Genomic DNA, 18,937 nt, shown 5'->3' on the forward strand with positions numbered 1-18,937 from the left:
ACGCAAAGTCCCAACGCAGAGAAGAGCAGAAGCTCTCAAGCTAAAACAGGGTCAAGAAAATGCAGAACACCGTCATGCAACCGTCGTGGGCTTCCGATGTCTTGAGGCTCGATCCGGGTCTCTTCCCCAGCAACTGACCTATGAAGTGGGCGGCACTGACGACAAGGTGTCGGTCACGCTCGACGAACGCGGCGCCGTGATGCGGCGTTTGCTCCCCGGCAGCGGTCTGCCCCTCAGCATCGCTCTTCCTTCCCGCGTCTTCGCCGGCGTTGCGGCCCGCGCCATCGATCACGGAAACGGCGAAGTCACGGTGACGCTAGAGCTTCACCACACCGACCCGAATTGCTGCGTGCCGCTTCTGGTGGCGCATGATCTCTACGACATCGCCGCCGATTGGCGCGCCTGGTCGGAAGCCTATCGCATTCCCATGTTGATGGTGGAAGCCGACGGCGTGGCGCGACAGCTCGACGATCATCTGTTGAACGTCGCCTCCCGGCCCGCCAAGCCGCGTCGTCGCCACTCCTATTTCGCCAGCCGCCGCCCTCGCTTCCTGGTGCGCCGCAAGACCGGCGACTTCGGCGTGAGCATGAAAATCCAGGGCCGGGAAATCTTCGCCCGCGACTGAGCGCATCCCGACAGAAGAATGGCGCCCCGACGGCGCCATTCTTGGTCACGGTCAGAACGAGAAGTTCGACGAGGTCAGATTGATCGATCCGTCGAGCTGGATCTGCATGTCGACGACGCCGTCGCCATTGAGATCGAGTTGGACGAACGTGTCGCCCGACAATTTCTCGTAGCGGATTTCGGCAGTGCCGCCGCCGGTGAAATCGTCGTCGCCCTTGAAGACGAACTCGTCGGCGCGGCTGAACTCGCTGAAATCAAACTTGTCCTCAGCGAGATTGAAGTCGGAGATGAAGTCCAACAAATCGACTCGACCGCTGTCCTTGGTCGAGCTGTAGAGATAGACGTCCGCGCCGCCGCCGCCGGACATGAAATCCGCGCCCGCGCCGCCGGTGATGGTGTCGGCGCCCTCGCCGCCCGAAATCGTGTCGGCGCCGGAGCCCCCGTCGATCACGTCGTTGCCGGCTTCGCCATAAATGGTGTCGACGCCGCCGCCGCCAGTCAGGATGTCCTTGCCGTCGCCGCCATAGAGGTAATCCGAGCCGTCGCCGCCGGACAGCGTATCGTTGCCCAATCCGCCGACGATGCGATCATTGCCCAGCCCGCCGCTGAGATCGTCGTTGCCGGCGCCGCCGTCGAGATCGTCGTTGCCCGCGCCGCCGTCGATCATCGTTGCCGTCGTCACCATCGATCGAGTCGGCGCCGTCGCCGCCGTTCACGGTGTCGTCGCCGAGACCGCCCGACACGGTGTCATTGCCGGCGCCGCCGTCGATGAGGTCGGAGCCGTCGCCGCCCGTCAGACGATCGTCGCCGTCGCCGCCGTTGATCACGTCATTGCCGGCGTCGCCGTTGATCGTGTCGGAGCCGGCCTCGCCATACAGCTTGTCGGCGCCGTCACCGCCATAGATCCGGTCGTCGCCGTCGCCGGCTTTGACGAAATCGGCGCCGGCGCCCGCGTCGATGTAATCGTCGCCCGCCCCGGTTTCGACCCGGTCGGCGCCCATGCCCGCGAGAATGGAATCCACGCCCGCGCCGGAGATGATCGTATCGTCGCCGACCCCGGCCGCGATCGTGCTGCCGCCGTCGCCGACATGGATGACGTCGTCGCCCTCGCCGCCATCGACCGTATCGAACCCGGATCCGGCGGTGATCCGGTCGTCGCCGTCGCCGCCATTGATGGAGGAGCCGCCGTCGCCGACGCTGATGACGTCGGATCCGGCCGCGCCGATGACCGTATCGAAGCCCTTGCCGAGAATGATCGTGTCTGCGCCGTCGCCGCCATCGACGGAATTATCGCCATTGCCCAGAACGATGCGGTCCTTGCGGTCGCCTCCGACGACCGTGTGGTCGCCGGCTCCCGCGGTAATGCGGTTTGCGCCTGCGCCGGCGTCGAGGAAGGCGTCGCCGGCGCCGATCGTGATGATGTCGTCGCCGGTTCCGCCGAGAATCGTGTGGGATTTGCCGTCGCCGACCGTGATCGTATCATCTCCGGCGCCGCCGGAGATCGATGCGCCGCCGTCGCCGGCTGAAATCGTGTCGTCGCCATCGCCGGCCACGATCGTATCGAAGCCCTTGCCGAGCTTTATCGTGTCGGCCCCTGCGCCGCCGAAGATCGAATTCTCGCCGTCGCCGAGCTCGATCCGGTCGTCACCCTCGCCGCCAGTGACGGTATGGTCGCCCGCGCCGGCGATGATCCGGTTGGAGCCCCTGCCGGCGTCGAGAACGCCGTCGCCGGCGCCGACCTCGATCCGGTCGTCGCCTGCGCCGCCATAGATGCTGTGCAGATCGCCGTCGCCAGCGGTAATTTTGTCATCGCCGTCGCCGCCCGCAATCGACGCGTCGCCGGCCCCAGCGTCGATGTCATCGTCGCCTTCGCCGCCGATGATCGTGTCGGCCCCCGCTCCGGTGACGATCTTGTCGTCCCCCGCCCCGCCATCGATGGAATTCGCGCCGTCGCCGGCCTTGATGACGTCGGCGCCGTCGCCGCCGTCGATCACGTCGGCCGCAGCGGCCGTGGTGATGGTATCCGCGCCGGCGCCGCCGAAGATCGTGCTCACGCCTTCGCCGCCGTCGATGACATCATTGCCAGCGCCGCCGTCGATCGAATCCAAACCGGCTCCGCCGTCGATCGTGTCGTCGCCGGATCCGCCGTTGATGACGTCGTCGCCTTCGCCGCCATCGATCGAATCCGCGTCCGCGCCGCCGTCGATCGTATCGTCGCCCGCGTCAGCGACGATCACGTCCTTGCCGGAGCCGCCGTCGATCTCATTGTCGCCAGCGCCCGCGGTTATCGCGTCGGCGCCTGCGCCGCCCGTCAACGTGTCGTTGCCCTTGAGGCCGATGATCGTGTCATCGCCGCCGCTGCCTTCGAGGATGTTGTCGCCGTCGGTGCCGGTGATCGTATCCGCGCCGGCCGAGCCGACGATGTTTTCGACCTCGGTAATTTCCACCCAGCCGCCATAAGCGCCGAAATTCGACCAGCCGTCGAGCTTGACCTCGAAGCCTTTGCCTTCCTGCAGGATCAGCGTATCGGAGCCCTCGCCGCCGGACACGCGGTAGCTGTCTGACACGAAGCGATCATCGCTCTGGGCGGATGTCGTGAAGATCCGGTCATCTCCGCCGCCGAGATTCATCTTGCGGTAAAAGCCGTTCAGGCCGAAGTCCCCGGCGGAGTCGCCGAAATCATGGCTCATGCGCCGTTCGTAATAGAGGCTCTTGAGATAGGTGTATTTGCCGGGGTCATCTTCCGGGAAGGTCGGCTCCGGCACGGCTTTGTTCGCGAAGGAAGAGACGATTTCGCCGTCCCAGCGCACATAGTCGCCGTCCGATTCATCCTCGGCGTCCTTGTCTTCGACCTCGTCGGTCGTCGTCTCATCGGCATCGTCGCCATTCTGGTCGGAGGAAGCGCTCGAAATGGAGGAGGAATCGACGGCGGCAGTCTCTGCGCCGTCTTCGGACCCAGCGGCCTGCGGCGCGACGTCGACCGTCAGATCGGTGTCGGACATCGAGTTGGACGCGGCGGAGACCAGGCTCGTCAATTCGCTCGAAACCTCTTCTTCGTCTCCCGACGACAGGACGGAGGTCAGAGCCTCGACGTCATAATCGGTCGTTTCCAGCGCATCGAGAAGATCGGCCAGCCAATCGACGCCGTTGGCATCGACCAGATCGGCGAAATAAGGAATATCGAGAAGTTTATTTATGAGCGTTTGAGAATTGGACATGCGCCCCGAAACCCCGGCAAATCACGGAAAAAATTAACCGTTGTTTCCCATAGGGTCGATAGGCTGTCAATTTAACCATACGGGATGACAGAGCTTTTCCAAATATCCCGTCAGTTTCACACAATTATGCAACAGAGCCGAAAGCCTCACGCAAGGGGAAGAGATAGAAACAATCCCGCGAAGACAACAGCCCCGACAATGGAGTTGAACTTGAACAGATCAAGGCACTGACTCGCGTCGTCGATATCGAGAATCAACAATTGCCAGCCGAACAGAACGGCGGCCACGACAAGGCCGAGCCATGCCGGGAAAGACACGCCGGCCGCGCCGAAGGAGAAGGCGAGCAAAACGAGGGTCAGCGCAAAGAAGATCGTCAGCCAGATCTTGGTCGCGTCGCCGAACAGGCGTGCAGTGGACCGCACGCCGACAAGCGCATCGTCTTCCTTGTCTTGATGCGCATAGATCGTGTCGTAACCGATCGTCCAGGCCACCGCCGCCAGATAGAGCCAGACGGCCGCCCAAGACAGACCGCCGAACACGGCCGCCCATCCCATCAGACCGCCCCAGGAAAAAGCGAGACCCAGGAAGAATTGCGGCCAATCGGTAAAACGCTTGGCGAAAGGATAGACGGCGACCACGCCGAGCGAGAGAATCCCGAGCAGGATCGAGAAGCCGTTGAAGCTGAGCAGCACGAGGAGGCCAGCGAAGGCCTGCAGCGCCAGAAAGATCTTGGCGTTCAGGCGGCTGACGCGTCCGGACGGCAAAGGCCGCGAGCGAGTGCGGGCCACCGCCATGTCGATCTCCTGGTCGACGAGATCGTTATAGGTGCAGCCGGCGCCGCGCATGGCGACGGAGCCGATGAAGAACAGAACGAGGTGCCCGATCATCTGCCAGAAGGCCGGGCGTCCGTCGGAGAGCGCGGCATTTGCCGCCAGCGTCGCCGACCAGAAACAGGGCCACATCAACAGCTGCCAGCCGATCGGCCGGTCCCAGCGCGCCAGCTGCGCATAGGGCCAGGCCCAGCGCGGCAAGGCGCGGTAAACCCAGTTGTCGGAAGGCGCGTCGGCCACGCGGCCGTTGTCGGAAATATGGCTGGTCATGACCTAAGCCATGACCACGACATCACGCAGGCGTCAAGCGCGCATTCCGCCTCAGGGCAGCGTGAAGCCGAATTTGTAGCTGGTGGAGATGCCGACCACGAACTGATCCCTGGAGCCGCGCTCTTCGACCAGGCTCGAATCGGCGGCGGAGCCGACCAGTCGGTTGTATTGCCCGAAGACGCCCGCCTCGATGCGATCGGTGGCCTTCCACACGACTTCCGAGCCCAAGCCGACCGACTTGAAGCCGCCGTCAGGATCGTAGGCCGACAGGCCATGCTTGGCGCTGCGCTTCTTGGTCACCTTGTAATAGGCGTCCATATAGTCGTCGGACGCGATGGAGGCGCGCGGGCCGGCAGACACACGGACCGTATCGGTCACATCCATGAAGGCGTCGAGCGCGAGATCGGCGACCACGCCGTTGTGGCTGCGAATGCCGTGGCGGATGTCGGTGCGGAAGCGCATCCAGTCGGTCGGATAGATTTCGCCGAACACGCCGGCTTCGAGGCCGAATTTGACCGCTTTCAGCGCCTTGAGATCATCGGACGTGTCGCGATCGCGCGGCATGACCAGCTTGCCGGTCACGCCGGCGCGGATCATATCGTTTTCGAACACGGCGAAAGACGCATTGTCGTCGCGCGAGGAAAAGCGCGGCGCCGTGGCGGATTGACGGCTGAGCGAAATGATCGGCGAGGCCTGCAGGATATAGCTCTTGGATCCTTCGAAACGCGGCGCAACGAAGCCGGCGGCGCCCGCTTTAAGATACCAGTCTCCCGACCAGAAATATTGGCCGTCTTCCGCAAGAGCGGAAAGCGGAAGCGTGGCGAGAACAGCGGCGAGAACTACGGCGCGACGGGACAAGGAAACCTCCTACTGGCGTTCGCCTCATTGAGACGGAGCCTGTTATGCCGGCATTTACGATAAAACCTTCCTAACGGATTTGGTTACCAGATGTCTAACGCTGAGTTGCGCATATCCCGATTAAACCAGGCCTTGACCTTTCCGTCCGCCGGGTTAAACCGCCGGATAGCTGGAAAAGGAGACTGCGCATGAAGGTTCTGCTGATCGGTTCGGGCGGGCGCGAACACGCTTTGGCGTGGAAACTGGCGCAATCTCCGCTTCTCGGCAAACTCTACGCCGCGCCCGGCAATCCCGGCGTCGCCGATCACGCCGAGCTGGTCGACCTCGATGTCGACGATCACCGGGCCGTCACCGCCTTCTGCAAGAGCATGGCCATCGACTTCATCGTGTTCGGCCCGGAAGCGCCGCTGGTTGCAGGCTTGAGCGACGTGTTGCGCGCCGAGGGCTTCCTTTGCTTCGGCCCGTCGCAGGCCGCCGCGCAGCTCGAAGGCTCCAAGGGTTTCACCAAGGATATCTGCGCCCGCTTCAGTATTCCGACCGGCGCCTATCAGCGCTTCAACAATGCGCCAAAGGCCAAGGCCTATGCGCGCGCCCAGGGCGCGCCGATCGTCGTCAAGGCCGACGGCCTCGCCGCCGGCAAAGGCGTGACGGTGGCGATGACCGTCGAGGAAGCCTGCGCAGCCATCGACGATTGCTTCGAAGGCGCATTCGGCGCAGCCGGCGCCGAAGTGGTGGTCGAGGCGTTTCTCGACGGCGAGGAAGCGAGCTTCTTTGCGCTGTCGGACGGCAAAACGGCGCTGGCGCTGGCATCGGCCCAGGACCACAAGCGCGTCGGCGACGGCGACACCGGCCCCAATACCGGCGGCATGGGCGCCTATTCCCCTGCCCCGGTCATGACGCCGGAGCTCGTCGAACGCACGATGAAGGAGATCATCGAGCCGACCATGCGCGGCATGTCGGAGATGGGGCATCCGTTCAGCGGCGTGTTCTTCGCCGGCCTGATGATCACCGACAAGGGTCCGGAGCTGATCGAATACAATGTCCGCTTCGGCGATCCCGAATGCCAGGTGCTGATGATGCGGATGAAATCCGATCTGCTTCCGCTTCTGCTGGCGGCCGCCAAAGGCGAACTCGACAGCGCTCATGTCGAATGGCGCGACGAGACGGCGCTGACGGTCGTCATGGCCTCCAAGGGCTATCCCGGCTCCTATGACAAGGGCACGGCTATCGAGGCGCTGCCGGAGGATGCGGCGGACCTGCATGTCTTCCACGCCGGCACGGCATTGAAGGACGGGCGTCTCGTGGCGACGGGGGCGGGTGCTCAACGTCACTGCGCTGGGCGACAGCGTGTCGGAGGCGCAGGGCAAGGCCTATCGCGCCATCGACGAAGTCCGTTGGGACAACGGATTCTGCCGCCGCGACATCGGCTGGCGCGCCGTCGCGCGCGAGAGAAAGTAACGATCTCTTAACCAGCGTTGCTGACCGGACTTTAAGAGATTTTTCATATGCTCCCGGAAATTGGTTTTCGGGAGCCCGTCATGCGTCTGGCCATCATCGCCGCACTCGCCGCCGTATCCGCTCCGGCTCTCGCCGGGTCGATCGACGTGAAGTCGACGGATCGCACCAATCGCAGCGTCGAGTTCATTCGCTGCGACGTCTGCGACTCCGAAGCCGACGCGGCACAAGAGGCCGAGGCGACCGGACCTGTTCTCAAGCCCGGCGAGCAGAAGATCGAGATCCGCACGGTCAACGGCCAGAAGATGATCTATCGCACCGAAGCGTGGATGGGCGGATCACCCGTGGTGATGGTGAGCAAAGTTCCGGCGAGCCTCGACGCCGCCGTGGCCGATACCGAGCCCGCTCCCGCCGAGACGCCGACCATCGATCGCGACGCCACGACGTCGGCGGTCAGCGCCGGCATGCAGGAAATGCCGCCGGCAATCGGAGAAACCAAGGCCGCGGCGCCGGCCTTCGATCCCGGCGCACTGCAATTGCGGCTGCCCTGATCAATCCAGCGACAGACGCGCCGCCAGCCGGTCGATGTCGACGGGCGCAAAGACCTCGACGCCATGGGCCGACAGCAACGCTGCGGTGACGCCCCGCCCGGCGTGACGTCCTCCCGAAAACCGGCCGTCATAGATGTTGAGCGAACCACAGGACGGACTGCCGTCGATCAGCAGCGCATAACGACAGCGTTCCGCGCGGGCCATGGCGAGGGCGCGGCGCGCCCCTCCACGAACATCTCCGTCACGTCGGCGCCGTCGATATCGATCACTCTGCCCTCACCCGCGAGCACCGCGTCTCCCGTCGCTTCGTCAGCGATCTCAGCGGGAGGGCGCGGCGTTTGGAATCCGCCCGCCAGTTCCGGACAGAAGGACACGAGACGGCCTTGGCTTCGCCACCGGTCGATCAGCGGATGGGCGAGCGGCTTTCCCTTGCCGTCGTAACGGACCGGCGCGCCGAGAAGGCAGGCGCTGATCAGGATCTTATCCATTGCCGCGCCTGAGATGCTCGTCGAGCCTCGGCATGATCTCCACGAAGTTGCAGGGCATATGGCGGTAGTCGAGCTGCAGCTTGAGAATGCCGTCCCAGGCGTCCTTGCAGGCGCCGGGCGAGCCCGGCAGCACGAAGATGAAGGTGGCGTTGGCGACGCCGCCGGTGGCGCGGGACTGGATGGTAGAGGTGCCGATCTTGTCGTAGGAGATGCGGTGGAAGACCTCCGAAAAGCCGTCCATGCGCTTCTCGAACAGCGGCTCCAGCGCCTCCGGCGTCACGTCGCGGCCGGTGAAGCCGGTGCCGCCCGTGGTGATGACCACATCAATGCGTTCTTCGAGCGTCCAGGCTCTAACTTGGTCGAAAATCGCCTGCTTGTCGTCGGGGACAATGGAGCGGGCTTCGAGCCGATGTCCAGCCGCCTCGATGCGCGCCGCCAGCGTGTCTCCCGAACGATCGTCGGCGAGGCTGCGGGTGTCGGAAACGGTCAGAACGGCGATGCCGACCGGCACGAAAGGCCTGGTGTCGTCTATGCGAGACATGTCAGAATTCTCCCGTGGATGCGCAAGCCTGCCAATACCAGTCTGGTCGCTCCGCCTCAAGCGCGCGGGCCGCGGCCGATAGTCTCTCTCGATCGGGATAGAGCGCAAAACAGGTGGCGCCGGAGCCGGACATCCGGGCGAGAAGCGGTTCTGTCGACGTCAACAGCGCCATGGCCTCTGCAATCTCCGGGGCCAGATGTTCGGCCGGCGGCTGGAGATCGTTGCGGGTAGCCTGGAGCGCGGTGATCCAGTCGGAGAACCCTGCTTCTTCGCCGGGAAGGCTGAGAGTGGGGTTGGTCTTGTTCGTCAAACGCTTGAAGATCGCCGGCGTCGACACCTCCACCAGCGGATTGACGAGCAGCATATGAAGCTCGGGAAACCGCGCCAGAAGCGTGATGTCCTCGCCGACGCCGCGCGCGACCAGCGGCCGGCTCTCCACGCACATCGGCACATCCGCGCGCCGAGAGGCAGCCCGAGATCCCGCAGCTCCCCCATGCCGAAACCGAGGCTCCACAATCTGTTCAGGCCGCGCAAGACGGCCCCGGCGTCGGCCGAGCCGCCGCCGATGCCCGAGGCGATCGGCAGGTTCTTTTCGAGATGGATATGGACAGGACCGGCGTCGCGGCCGATGGCGGCCGCCTTCGACCGCAGCGCGTCGCGCGCCCTGAGCGCCAGATTGCCGGGATCATCGGCAGACAAAGCCGGCCCGAAACGGCCGGACAGGCTGAACCGGTCCTGTTCGGCGGACGCGATGGTCAAGCGGTCGCCGGCGCTTGCGAAGACCACCAGCGAATCGAGCAGATGATAACCGTCGGCGCGCTGACCGGTGACATGCAGCGCGAGGTTGATTTTCGCGGGCGCGAATTCTTCGATCATTACGGGACCTCGGGCGCTTGCGCGCCTCATGCAAAAAGGCCGCCTCTGCGGCGGCCCCTCTTCATTCACTTCGCCGCTGGCAGCTTCAACACCTGGCCGGGCTTGAGAGCGCCTGGCCTGCGCTTCAAATCCGGATTGAGATCGAGGATCTCACGGAAACGATCGCCGTCGCCGAGGCGGTCGCGAGCGATGGTCCAGAGGCTGTCGCCGTTTACGACCGTATGCGTGGCTTCAGCTGCCCCTGGCATGGCGGCGGGCTCGGTGACGGCCGGGGTCGCGACCGGTGTCGCGGCAGGCTTTTCTTCCGCCTTGGGCGCGACGGCAGGCTGGGCGGGAACGGGCTCGGCCGACGGCGCGTCGGCGGCAGGAGCCTGTTTGGCCGGCTCGCTCGCCTCGGCTTCGGCAGCCTTCTTCTCGACCGCGGTCACCGATTTGGTCGTTTCCGCGCTGGCCTGGACCGGCGGCAGGCCATCGCGAATCTTCTTTTCGATCTTGGGGATCAGGTCCGCGTCGGGCTTGAGTTCGAGCGCGGTCTTCCACTGGAAAATCGCTTCGAGCTTGCGGCCGACCTGCCAATAGGCGTCGCCGAGATGGTCGTTGATGGTGGCGTCGGAGGCGCGCAGATCGGTCGCTCGCTCGAGTTCCGACACCGCGTCGTCATAACGGCCGAGGCGATAATAGGCCCAGCCGAGCGAATCGACGATATAGCCGTCGTCCGGGCGCAGATCGACGGCCTTGCGGATCATCTCGAGGCCTTCCTCGAGATTGATGTTCATATCGACCCAGGAATAGCCGAGATAGTTGAGCACCTGAGGCTGGTCCGGATAGAGCGCGAGCGCCTTGCGGAAATTCGGCTCGGCGATGTCCCACTTCTTCAGACGCTCATAGGCGATGCCGCGCTGAAAGAAGATCGACCAGTCGGTGCGCTTGGGAATGGGTCCGATGACTTCGACCGCCTTGTCGTAATTGGCGGCCATCTCGGCATATTCCTTGTTGTCGGACAACAGGCTGCCATAAGCGAGATAGGCGCGGGTGTCGCGCGGGTCTGCGGCGATCGCCGCCTTCAGATGCTCGCGCGCTTCCTCGATCTTGCCGGTGCCGGCCAGGTTGAGGCCGAGCTGGAGATCGGCGACGCGGCGAAGAATCGAATTTTCCGGCACTTTGCGATACCATTCGATCGCTTTTTCCGGCTTGTCGTTGGCTTCGGCGAGACCGCCGAGCAGAACGGCGGTGTCGGCATCCTCGGGCGACAGCGCATTCGCCGTCACCAGATAAAAGGTCACGATATCCTGAGCGCTCGCCCGGTCGGGCGCGCTCGACAGTGACTGGTTGAGAGCGCCGCCGACGGAGAACAGCACGGACGCCATGCCTTGGGTGGCGTCGGTGATCGCAAATTCCGGCTTCTCGCCGGCTTCGATCTTCTTGCGGAACGCCTGCAGCGGAATATAGCCGGGCGCAAAGGCTTCGCCGGCGGAAATGGCGTCGAGCGCCTTCTGGCGGTTGCCGGCCCGGGCTTCGAGCGTCGCCAATGCGATCACGCCGCGCATATAGGTATCGCTGGCCGCCGTGCCCTCTTCGCGATTGGCGACGGTTTCCGCGAGTTTCTTGCGCGCGGTCTCGATATCGCCCGAGGCTGCGGCGATCATGCCTGCCGTGTAATTGCGGAACACCGAAAACCATTCCGGGCCTTTGAGGCCATTGGCGGAGGCGATGGCCTCCTTGGTCTTACCCTCGCCGAACTGCCCCCAGGCCACGATCAGCGAATTGATCATGCGGTCGAGCTCGTTCGGGCCTTCGTATTTCAGGAATTTATAGGCCTCGGTATAGTCCTTCTTGCGGATGGCGTCGATGCCGCGGGCGATTTTGGCGATGCGTTCGACAGCCGGATCATCCTTGAGCTTGACCGCCTCGGCGACGCCCTCGTCGAAGTCGCCGTTCATGAACAGGCAGATCATCAGCCGTTCGCGAACTTCGAGGTTGGACGGATCGAATTTCAGCGCCGTGCGATAAAGCTTGATCGCGCTTTCATAATCATAATCGCCATCGGCGGTGCGTCCGGCGAGAAACGCCCCGGAAAACGTTCGACGCTCGAAATATCGAACTTGACCTCGGGGGCCGCCGCGTCCGGCTTGGCGGCTTCGACGGCGAGGACCGGCGTCGACAGACTAAGAAGCAGCCCAAGAGCCGTGCCGAACTTCAACCGACCGATGTTCAAGAATGCCATTCGACAGCCTTTCATTGATGCGCTCCGCGCATTCCGCCTTGCGCATGTGGCGACGCCGGCAGCGGCATGCAAGCCGACGACGCAAATCATGAGCGTCCTTAAGACCACAATTCGCCGACCCTCACAAGAGATCCGGATAGGCGCTCCGATTCCGGCGATATACGGCGAAACGGGCTTTTAGTTGACGCGCGCGATGCAAAATTCGATCACGTCGATCAACGCCGATTTGAGCGGCGAAGCCGGCAATGCAGCGATCGCGTCATGCGCCATGGTGCCATAATGATTGGCCCGGGCGATTGTGTCGGAGAGCGAGCCGTATTTGGTGATCAGGCCCATGGCGCGTTCGAGATTGTCCTTCGTCGACTCGCCGCCTTCGATGGCTTTGCGCCAGAAAGCGCGTTCTTCCTCCGACCCGCGGCGCCAGGCAAGGATGACCGGCAGCGTAATCTTGCCTTCGCGGAAATCGTCGCCGGTGTTTTTGCCGAGCTCGGCCGCCTTGCCGCCGTAATCCAACGCGTCGTCGACCAGTTGGAAGGCGAGGCCGAGATTCATGCCATAGGAGCGGAGCGCGGCGCGATCGGCCTTGCCGGCGCCGGCGATGATCGGGCCGACTTCGGCGGCGGCGGCAAACAGCGCCGCCGTCTTGGCGCGGATGACCTGGAGATAGTCGTCCTCGGTCGTTTCCATATTCTTGGCGACCGACAATTGCAGCACTTCGCCTTCGGCGATGACGGTGGCGGCGGTGGCCAGCACGTCGAGCGCATCGAGAGAACCCACTTCGACCATCATCTTGAAGGCCTGGCCGAGCAGGAAGTCGCCGACCAGCACGCTGGCCTGATTGCCCCAGAGGATTCGCGCCGTCTTGCGGCCGCGGCGCATGTCGCTTTCATCGACGACGTCGTCATGCAGCAGCGTCGCCGTATGCATGAATTCGACGCTCGCCGCGAGCTTGATATGGCCCTCGCCCTTATAGCCGAACAGATTGGCCGCAGCCAGCGTCAGCATCGGGCGCAGACGCTTGCCGCCCGAGGAGATAAGATGGTTGGCGACTTTCGGGATCATCTGGACGTCGGAACCAGCCTTCGACAAAATGAGTTGGTTCACGCGCTCCATGTCGCCCCTGGTCAGATCGACCAAAGGCTTGATGGAGGCCTGTTTGTTTTTGCTTTCATCAAGCGGTATGACCACGCCCAAGGAACCGGCTCCTGTTGAATTCTTTGGGCGGACCATAAAAACCAAGGGGCCGAGCGGCAAGAGGCGAATTGCCCCGGCGCCCATGAATTGACGAAATTTGACCCAGAGGGAGCGTGAAGTGATCGAAATCATGCGCAGCAACGACCCGGTGGCCATGTCCTACGCCGTGAGCCTGCTAGAGGACCGCGACATCGTCTGCTTCATTGCGGATCAGGGCATGAGCGTGCTCGAAGGTTCGATCGGCATTCTGCAGCGGCGGCTGTTGGTGGAGGACGAGCGCATCGACGAGGCGCGGCGGACGCTTCATGACGCCGGACTGGGCGGCGAACTCAGATGAATGTCGGTCTGCCGCAAACGCTGGAACGCGATGACGACAAGCCCGTCGTCGACACGATCGACGCGTTCCATTTCGGCCGTTTCTTCCTCGTCCAGCCCAAAGGGCGCGGCCATCGCTCCGGCGTGGACGCGATGCTGCTGGCCGCCATGGTGGATGCGGACGGTCCGATCGAACTCGCCGATCTCGGCGCCGGCGCTGGCGCCGCGGGTCTCGGCGTCGCGGCGAGACTTGAACAGGCGCGCGTGACGCTGGTCGAGAAATCGCCAGACATGATCGCCTATGCGGAGAAGACGCTGGCGCTGCCGGACAATGCCGCCGTCGCGGCCCGAGCCCGCCTGCTTGCGGCCGATGTGACCCTCAAAGGCCGCGAGCGCGTCGCCGCAGGGCTGCCGGACGACATTTTCGACCATGTGATCATGAACCCGCCCTTCAACCATGCCGGCGACCGGCGCGCGCCGGATGGCCTGAAGGCGGAGGCGCATGTGCTGCAGGACGGGCTGTTCGACGCCTGGATCCGCACCGCCGGCGCCATTCTGAAACCCGGCGGACAGATGTCGCTAATCGCCAGGCCGGAATCGATCGCCGAGATCATGGACGCCTGCGGCAAGCGCTTCGGCGGGTTGGAATTCACGATGATCCATCCGCGACAGGGAGAAAGCGCCATCCGCCTGCTGGTGAGCGGCGTCAAGGGTTCACGGGCGCGGCCAGTGTTTCGCGCGCCGATCTTCATGCATTCCGAGGGGTCGCACAGGTTCCTGCCCGAAGTGGACGACCTCAACAATGGCCGCGCGTCCTACCGCCGGCTCGCGCCGCGCCGCTAGGGCCTTCCAAAGGGGCTCGCGCGCTCCTATATCGGTCTCAACCACCGCACGCCAGGATCAGGAACAATCAATGGGTTTTCTCAGCCGTCTCATTCCCGCCCGCTTCCGTAAGAAAAAGGTCAAGATCCCCGTGGTGCGGTTGTCGGGCGTGATCCAGGCGGGCGGGAGCCAGTTCCGACCGGCCCTGAACCTGGCCAACATCGAAGAATTGCTCGAAGAAGCCTTCGAGACCAAGAAGGCGCCGGCCGTGGCGATCGCCATCAATTCGCCCGGCGGATCGCCGGTGCAATCCCGGCAGATCTTCTACAAGATCCGGGCGCTCGCCAAGAAGCACGAGAAAAAGGTGCTGGTGTTCGTCGAGGATGTCGCGGCGTCCGGCGGTTATCTGATCGCGCTCGCCGGCGACGAGATCATCGCCGATCCGACCTCGATCGTCGGCTCGATCGGCGTGATCTCCGGCGGCTTCGGCTTTACGGAACTGATCAAGAAGGTCGGCGTCGAGCGCCGCATCTACACCGCGGGACAGAACAAGTCGGTGCTCGACCCGTTCCTGCCCGAGAAGGAAAGCGACGTCGCGCATCTGAAATCTTTGCAGCTCGACGTGCACCGCGTGTTCATCGACATGGTGAAGGAGCGCCGCGCCGGCAAGCTGGCCGAAGACGACACGCTGTTCACCGGACTGTTCTGGTCCGGCGAGAAGGGTTTGGCGCTCGGTCTCGTCGACGCACTCGGCGACATGGAAACCGAGCTGCGTTTGCGCTATGGTGACGAGGTCGAGATCGAGCCTGTGGAGGCCTCGCGTGGATTTGTAGCCCGGATGATTTCGGGACGCTCCGCCACGCCGCGGCTGGGCGGAGAGATCGGCGCGGGCGCTGCGGAAGCGGCGATTTCGACGGCGGAGGAACGGCTCTGGTGGAGCCGATACGGACTTTAGGATTTCAAAGTGGGTTTATCGAAGATCGTCTTCGTCGTCGTGATCGGACTTGTAGGCTGGATGGTCTACAAGAAGTTCGTCGCCGACGCCTTGAAGCTCGCCAAGGCCAACGCCGCCAAGCGGCGCGAAGCGGAAACCGGCGCGATCGGCACGCTGGTCAAGGATCCGGTCACCGGCGAGTATCGCCTGCGTAAGGAAGAAGACCGCTAAGGCTCCTCGCGCCCTCGCGCAAGCGTCTGCCAATCCTGCCCCGCATAGGCGACGCAGATGATTTTGACGACGCGCGCGGCGTCATCGACGGTGAAGCAGATGACTGCGCGACGAGAAACCGGAAGAACGCGCAGACCCGGCATGACCTCCGACCGAGGGCTTCCGATATACGGATGAAGCCGCAGCATCGCCAGCGCCTGTTCAATTTTGCCAATCTTATCGTAAGCCGTCTGATATCCGGCGAAATTACCGATGAGATCGACGATCGCAGCGAGATCGAACTTGACGTCTTGGTGGCGGACGATGCGGTAGGTCACATCAGAGGCCTGCCTTGATCTTTTCTCGGGCTTGGCGTCTGAGATCTTGGAACATGGTGTCGGCCTCATCCACTGTAATCCATTGATCGTCCGGCAAGGACGCCCTGTGCCGGATCTCCTCCGCCATGGCTGTCACAGCGTCCGCCTCCCCTTCCGGCTCTTCCACTTCCAGCATCAGGTCGCGGATTTGATCCTGCACGAGTTCCGAGATCGAGGCATAGTCGCCCCGGCTCACCAAACGTTCGGCGAATTCCAGCTGCTGTTCGGAAAGCTCGATCGAGATCTTCACATTCATGGCTGCCTCCGGCTTTGCATGCCGCGATCATAAGCCCCAATGACCTTGCGATCAATCAAAACGGCGTCTTGACAAGATCAGGCGCCACGTGAACATATAGGGAACATAAAAAGGAGGATACTATGCTCGACCATATCGGATTTCCCGTGGGGATTATGCGCGCGGCCGCACTTTTTACGACGCCGTGATGCCGGCGATCGGCGCGAGCCGGATGATGGAGGTAACGGCTGAGATGACCGGCGGAGCGGCGCATGCCGGCTATGGCGTCGACAAGCCGGATTTCTGGATCAGCAGCGGCGGGCCGGTGACCGGCGCGCTGCATATCGCCTTCCAGGCCAAGGACCGGGCTGCTGTGCGCGCCTTCTATGATGCGGCGATGGCGGCGGGCGCAAAGGACAATGGCGCGCCGGGGCTGAGGCCGCATTATCACGAGAATTACTACGGCGCTTTCGTGCTAGATCCCGACGGCCACAATATCGAGGCCGTGTGCCATCGGCCGGAGTGATGGCGGCGGGACGCCGGCGCTTGACGCGGCAAGGGCCTTGACCCTTCCCGCCCGCCATGGCACTCAGCCGCCAGCAATTGCCGAGGGTGTATGTCATGTCCGCGATCCCAGATCATATGAATCCCAAGCGCTCGTTTCAGGCGCTGATCCTGACCCTGCATAACTACTGGGCGGACAAGGGTTGCGCGGTTTTGCAGCCTTACGACATGGAAGTGGGCGCCGGCACGTTCCACCCGGCGACCACGCTGCGCGCGCTCGGCCCGAAGCCCTGGAAGGCCGCCTATGTGCAGCCGTCGCGCCGCCCCTCGGACGGGCGCTACGGCGAAAACCCGAACCGCCTGCAGCATTATTATCAGTATCAGGTGATCCTGAAGCCCAATCCGTCCAACCTGCAGGAGCTCTATCTCGGCTCGCTGGCGGCGATCGGGCTCGATCCTCTTCTGCATGATATCCGCTTCGTGGAAGACGACTGGGAAAGCCCGACGCTGGGCGCCTGGGGCCTCGGCTGGGAATGCTGGTGCGACGGCATGGAAGTCAGCCAGTTCACCTATTTCCAGCAGGTCTGCGGCATCGAATGCTCGCCGGTGGCGGGCGAACTGACCTATGGTCTGGAACGTCTCGCAATGTATGTACAGGGTGTGGACAATGTCTACGACCTCAACTTCAACGGCCGCGAGGGCGCCGAGAAGATCTCCTATGGCGATGTCTTCCTGCAGGCCGAGCAGGAATATTCCCGCCATAATTTTGAATACGCCAATACCGAGATGCTGCACCGGCATTTCATCGACGCCGAGAAGGAATGCCAGGCGCTTCTCGCCGCCGGCGCGCCCGGCGATCAGGACGCTCAGCGCCTGCACAAATGCGTGCTGCCGGCCTATGACCAGTGCATCAAGGCGAGCCATGTGTTCAACCTGCTCGACGCGCGCGGCGTGATTTCAGTCACCGAGCGGCAGAGCTATATCCTGCGCGTCCGCACGCTGGCCAAGGCCTGCGGCGAAGCCTTCCTGCTGACCGACGCCGGCGGGGTCAACTGGACGGAATAAGCCGTCCGCCGCAGACAATTCGCATCCGGCCCTCGCCGTGAGATCGACGGGGCCGGCTTCCACGCACCGCCCTTTCGGATCGCCTGATGACGCTCGAGAAACTCACCATCGTCCCGACCTCCAAGCCGCTCGAAGGCCGCGTGAGCCCGCCGGGCTCGAAGTCGATCACCAATCGCGCGCTGCTCGTCGCAGGCCTCGCCAAGGGGGCGTGAGCCGGCTGACCGGCGCGCTGAAAAGCGACGACACCCGCTATATGGCCGAGGCGCTGCGCGCCATGGGCGTCACCGTCGATGAGCCGGACGCCACCACCTTCGTCGTCACCAGCGACGGCGTCTGGAAGGAGCCTTCCGCTCCCCTCTTCCTCGGCAATGCCGGCACGGCGACCCGCTTTTTGACGGCGGCGGTCGCATTGGCAAAGGGCCGTTTCGTGGTGGATGGCGACCAGCATATGCGCAAGCGGCCGATCCTGCCGCTGGTCGAGGCGCTGCGCTCGCTCGGCGTCCAGATCGAGGCCCCGACCGGCTGCCCGCCGGTGACTGTCGACGCCGAGGGACGCTTCACCACCAATCGCGTGGTGATCGACGCCGGGCTTTCCAGCCAATATGTGTCGGCGCTCCTGATGGCCGCACCGCTCGCGAGCGAGCCCTTCGACATCGAACTCGCCGGCGCCGAGATCGGCGCGCGCGGCTATATCGACCTGACGCTGGCCTCAATGCGCGCTTTCGGCGCCGAGGTCGAGCAGACTTCGCCGGCCACCTGGCGCGTGCAGCCCACAGGTTACGTCGCCGCCGATTACCATATCGAGCCCGACGCTTCGGCCGCCACCTATCTCTGGGCGGCGGAAGCGCTCACCAGCGGCAAAATCGACATCGGCGTGGATGCCGGCGCTTTCACCCAGCCGGACGCCAAGGCTTATGAGGTCATCTCCGCCTTCCCGCATATCCCCGCCCTCATTGACGGTTCGCAGATGCAGGACGCGATCCCGACCATCGCCGTGCTCTCCGCCTTCAACGAAACGCCGGTGCGCTTCGTTGGCATCGCCAATCTGCGCGTCAAGGAGTGCGACCGCATTCGCGCGCTGTCATCGGGCCTCAACGCCATCCGTCCGGGACTGGCGACCGAAGAGGGCGACGACCTGATCGTGGCCTCCGACCCCGGCTTGATCGGCCAACGCCTGCCGGCGGACATCGACACTTTTGCGGATCACCGCATCGCCATGAGCTTTGCGCTTGCGGGTCTCAAGATCGACGGCGTCACCATTCTCGATCCGCTCTGCGTGGGCAAGACCTATCCGGATTACTGGAAGGCTCTGGGCGCGTTGGGCGTAGAGATCATCGAAGGCTGAG

Annotated in this window: 14 protein-coding genes and 7 pseudogenes; 10 read left to right on the plus strand and 11 right to left on the minus strand. The window is 63.8% G+C overall.

The annotated features are described in order from the left end of the window. Positions 1-59: 59 nt before the first annotated feature. Positions 60-625 (plus strand): annotated as a pseudogene (locus tag H2O14_RS07800) (DUF6101 family protein). A 51-nt stretch (positions 626-676) separates the two neighbouring features. Here the strand turns inward: H2O14_RS07800 and H2O14_RS07805 are convergent. The 4 genes from H2O14_RS07805 to H2O14_RS07820 all read right to left on the minus strand — a co-directional run bounded on the left by H2O14_RS07805 (position 677) and on the right by H2O14_RS07820 (position 5,800). Further along, complete coding sequence (locus H2O14_RS07805) at positions 677-1,291, minus strand: calcium-binding protein (RefSeq protein WP_182827197.1); 615 nt, start codon at positions 1,289-1,291, stop codon at positions 677-679. Continuing rightward, on the minus strand, positions 1,212-3,842 hold the full coding sequence (locus H2O14_RS07810) for a calcium-binding protein (protein WP_182827198.1): 2,631 nt from the start codon (positions 3,840-3,842) through the stop codon (positions 1,212-1,214). The genes H2O14_RS07805 and H2O14_RS07810 overlap by 80 nt, the downstream gene beginning before the upstream one ends. Before the next feature lie 146 nt (positions 3,843-3,988). Then, entirely contained in the window at positions 3,989-4,942 is a 954-nt protein-coding gene (gene ubiA, locus H2O14_RS07815; RefSeq protein ID WP_182827199.1) for a 4-hydroxybenzoate octaprenyltransferase, read from the minus strand. A 51-nt stretch (positions 4,943-4,993) separates the two neighbouring features. Then, a complete protein-coding gene (locus tag H2O14_RS07820) occupies positions 4,994-5,800 on the minus strand; it encodes a MipA/OmpV family protein (protein WP_182827200.1) in 807 nt (268 codons plus the stop codon). Positions 5,801-5,988: 188 nt separating this feature from the next. On the opposite strand from H2O14_RS07820, the pseudogene purD reads away from it, so the two are divergent. Then, a pseudogene (gene purD / locus H2O14_RS07825) lies at positions 5,989-7,258 on the plus strand (phosphoribosylamine--glycine ligase). Between the two features lie 80 nt (positions 7,259-7,338). Further along, positions 7,339-7,806 carry a plant virulence effector HPE1-like domain-containing protein gene (locus tag H2O14_RS07830; protein WP_182827201.1) on the plus strand — a complete coding sequence of 156 codons (468 nt, stop codon included), beginning with the start codon at positions 7,339-7,341 and terminating at the stop codon, positions 7,804-7,806. On the opposite strand, the pseudogene H2O14_RS07835 reads toward H2O14_RS07830, so the two are convergent. The 5 genes and pseudogenes from H2O14_RS07835 to H2O14_RS07860 all read right to left on the minus strand — a co-directional run bounded on the left by H2O14_RS07835 (position 7,807) and on the right by H2O14_RS07860 (position 13,129). Continuing rightward, positions 7,807-8,294 (minus strand): annotated as a pseudogene (locus tag H2O14_RS07835) (DUF523 domain-containing protein). It lies immediately after the preceding gene. Then, entirely contained in the window at positions 8,287-8,835 is a 549-nt protein-coding gene (gene moaB / locus H2O14_RS07840; RefSeq protein WP_182827202.1) for a molybdenum cofactor biosynthesis protein B, read from the minus strand. Before moaB ends, H2O14_RS07835 begins: the two are co-directional and overlap by 8 nt. Before the next feature lies 1 nt (position 8,836). Then, positions 8,837-9,741, minus strand: a pseudogene (locus H2O14_RS07845) (4-(cytidine 5'-diphospho)-2-C-methyl-D-erythritol kinase). A 335-nt stretch (positions 9,742-10,076) separates the two neighbouring features. Next, positions 10,077-11,935: pseudogene (locus H2O14_RS07855) on the minus strand (tetratricopeptide repeat protein); the annotation flags it as partial. 177 nt (positions 11,936-12,112) lie between these two features. Then, on the minus strand, positions 12,113-13,129 hold the full coding sequence (locus H2O14_RS07860) for a polyprenyl synthetase family protein (protein WP_182827203.1): 1,017 nt from the start codon (positions 13,127-13,129) through the stop codon (positions 12,113-12,115). 130 nt (positions 13,130-13,259) lie between these two features. Here H2O14_RS07860 and H2O14_RS07865 point away from each other — a divergent pair, with 130 nt between their 5' ends. From H2O14_RS07865 to H2O14_RS07880, 4 genes are all read left to right on the plus strand, one after another. Beyond that, a complete protein-coding gene (locus tag H2O14_RS07865) occupies positions 13,260-13,466 on the plus strand; it encodes a DUF2007 domain-containing protein (protein WP_210275519.1) in 207 nt (68 codons plus the stop codon). After that, complete coding sequence (locus H2O14_RS07870) at positions 13,463-14,287, plus strand: tRNA1(Val) (adenine(37)-N6)-methyltransferase (RefSeq protein WP_182827205.1); 825 nt, start codon at positions 13,463-13,465, stop codon at positions 14,285-14,287. Before H2O14_RS07865 ends, H2O14_RS07870 begins: the two co-directional genes overlap by 4 nt. 70 nt (positions 14,288-14,357) lie before the next feature. Continuing rightward, complete coding sequence (locus H2O14_RS07875; RefSeq protein ID WP_182827206.1) at positions 14,358-15,221, plus strand: S49 family peptidase; 864 nt, start codon at positions 14,358-14,360, stop codon at positions 15,219-15,221. 9 nt (positions 15,222-15,230) lie between these two features. After that, a complete protein-coding gene (locus tag H2O14_RS07880) occupies positions 15,231-15,431 on the plus strand; it encodes a hypothetical protein (RefSeq protein ID WP_182829471.1) in 201 nt (66 codons plus the stop codon). On the opposite strand, the gene H2O14_RS07885 is transcribed toward H2O14_RS07880, so the two are convergent. Continuing rightward, entirely contained in the window at positions 15,428-15,748 is a 321-nt protein-coding gene (locus H2O14_RS07885) for a type II toxin-antitoxin system RelE/ParE family toxin (protein ID WP_182827207.1), read from the minus strand. The genes H2O14_RS07880 and H2O14_RS07885 overlap by 4 nt on opposite strands. A 1-nt stretch (position 15,749) precedes the next feature. Continuing rightward, positions 15,750-16,043, minus strand: coding sequence for a type II toxin-antitoxin system ParD family antitoxin (locus H2O14_RS07890; protein ID WP_182827208.1), 294 nt, complete (start codon positions 16,041-16,043; stop codon positions 15,750-15,752). 122 nt (positions 16,044-16,165) lie between these two features. On the opposite strand from H2O14_RS07890, the pseudogene H2O14_RS07895 reads away from it, so the two are divergent. The 3 genes and pseudogenes from H2O14_RS07895 to aroA all read left to right on the plus strand — a co-directional run bounded on the left by H2O14_RS07895 (position 16,166) and on the right by aroA (position 18,936). Then, a pseudogene (locus tag H2O14_RS07895) lies at positions 16,166-16,548 on the plus strand (VOC family protein). 95 nt (positions 16,549-16,643) lie between these two features. Next, positions 16,644-17,591 carry a glycine--tRNA ligase subunit alpha gene (locus H2O14_RS07900; protein WP_182827209.1) on the plus strand — a complete coding sequence of 316 codons (948 nt, stop codon included), beginning with the start codon at positions 16,644-16,646 and terminating at the stop codon, positions 17,589-17,591. An 86-nt stretch (positions 17,592-17,677) separates the two neighbouring features. After that, a pseudogene (gene aroA, locus H2O14_RS07905) lies at positions 17,678-18,936 on the plus strand (3-phosphoshikimate 1-carboxyvinyltransferase). Position 18,937: the final 1 nt, after the last annotated feature.

This window comes from Rhizobium sp. G21, from assembly GCF_014158035.1.
In the GTDB taxonomy this organism is placed as follows: Bacteria; Pseudomonadota; Alphaproteobacteria; order Rhizobiales; family Rhizobiaceae; genus Rhizobium_E.

Bases quoted from the DNA above. Each gene is read 5' to 3' on its own strand.
- H2O14_RS07900 (WP_182827209.1), top strand. From the start codon at position 16,644: ATGTCCGCGATCCCAGATCATATGAATCCCAAGCGCTCGTTTCAGGCG.
- moaB (WP_182827202.1), bottom strand. From the start codon at position 8,835: ATGTCTCGCATAGACGACACCAGGCCTTTCGTGCCGGTCGGCATCGCC.
- H2O14_RS07870 (WP_182827205.1), top strand. From the start codon at position 13,463: ATGAATGTCGGTCTGCCGCAAACGCTGGAACGCGATGACGACAAGCCC.
- H2O14_RS07865 (WP_210275519.1), top strand. From the start codon at position 13,260: ATGCGCAGCAACGACCCGGTGGCCATGTCCTACGCCGTGAGCCTGCTA.
- H2O14_RS07810 (WP_182827198.1), bottom strand. From the start codon at position 3,842: ATGTCCAATTCTCAAACGCTCATAAATAAACTTCTCGATATTCCTTAT.
- H2O14_RS07875 (WP_182827206.1), top strand. From the start codon at position 14,358: ATGGGTTTTCTCAGCCGTCTCATTCCCGCCCGCTTCCGTAAGAAAAAG.
- H2O14_RS07890 (WP_182827208.1), bottom strand. From the start codon at position 16,043: ATGAATGTGAAGATCTCGATCGAGCTTTCCGAACAGCAGCTGGAATTC.
- H2O14_RS07805 (WP_182827197.1), bottom strand. From the start codon at position 1,291: ATGATCGACGGCGGCGCGGGCAACGACGATCTCGACGGCGGCGCCGGC.
- H2O14_RS07830 (WP_182827201.1), top strand. From the start codon at position 7,339: ATGCGTCTGGCCATCATCGCCGCACTCGCCGCCGTATCCGCTCCGGCT.
- ubiA (WP_182827199.1), bottom strand. From the start codon at position 4,942: ATGACCAGCCATATTTCCGACAACGGCCGCGTGGCCGACGCGCCTTCC.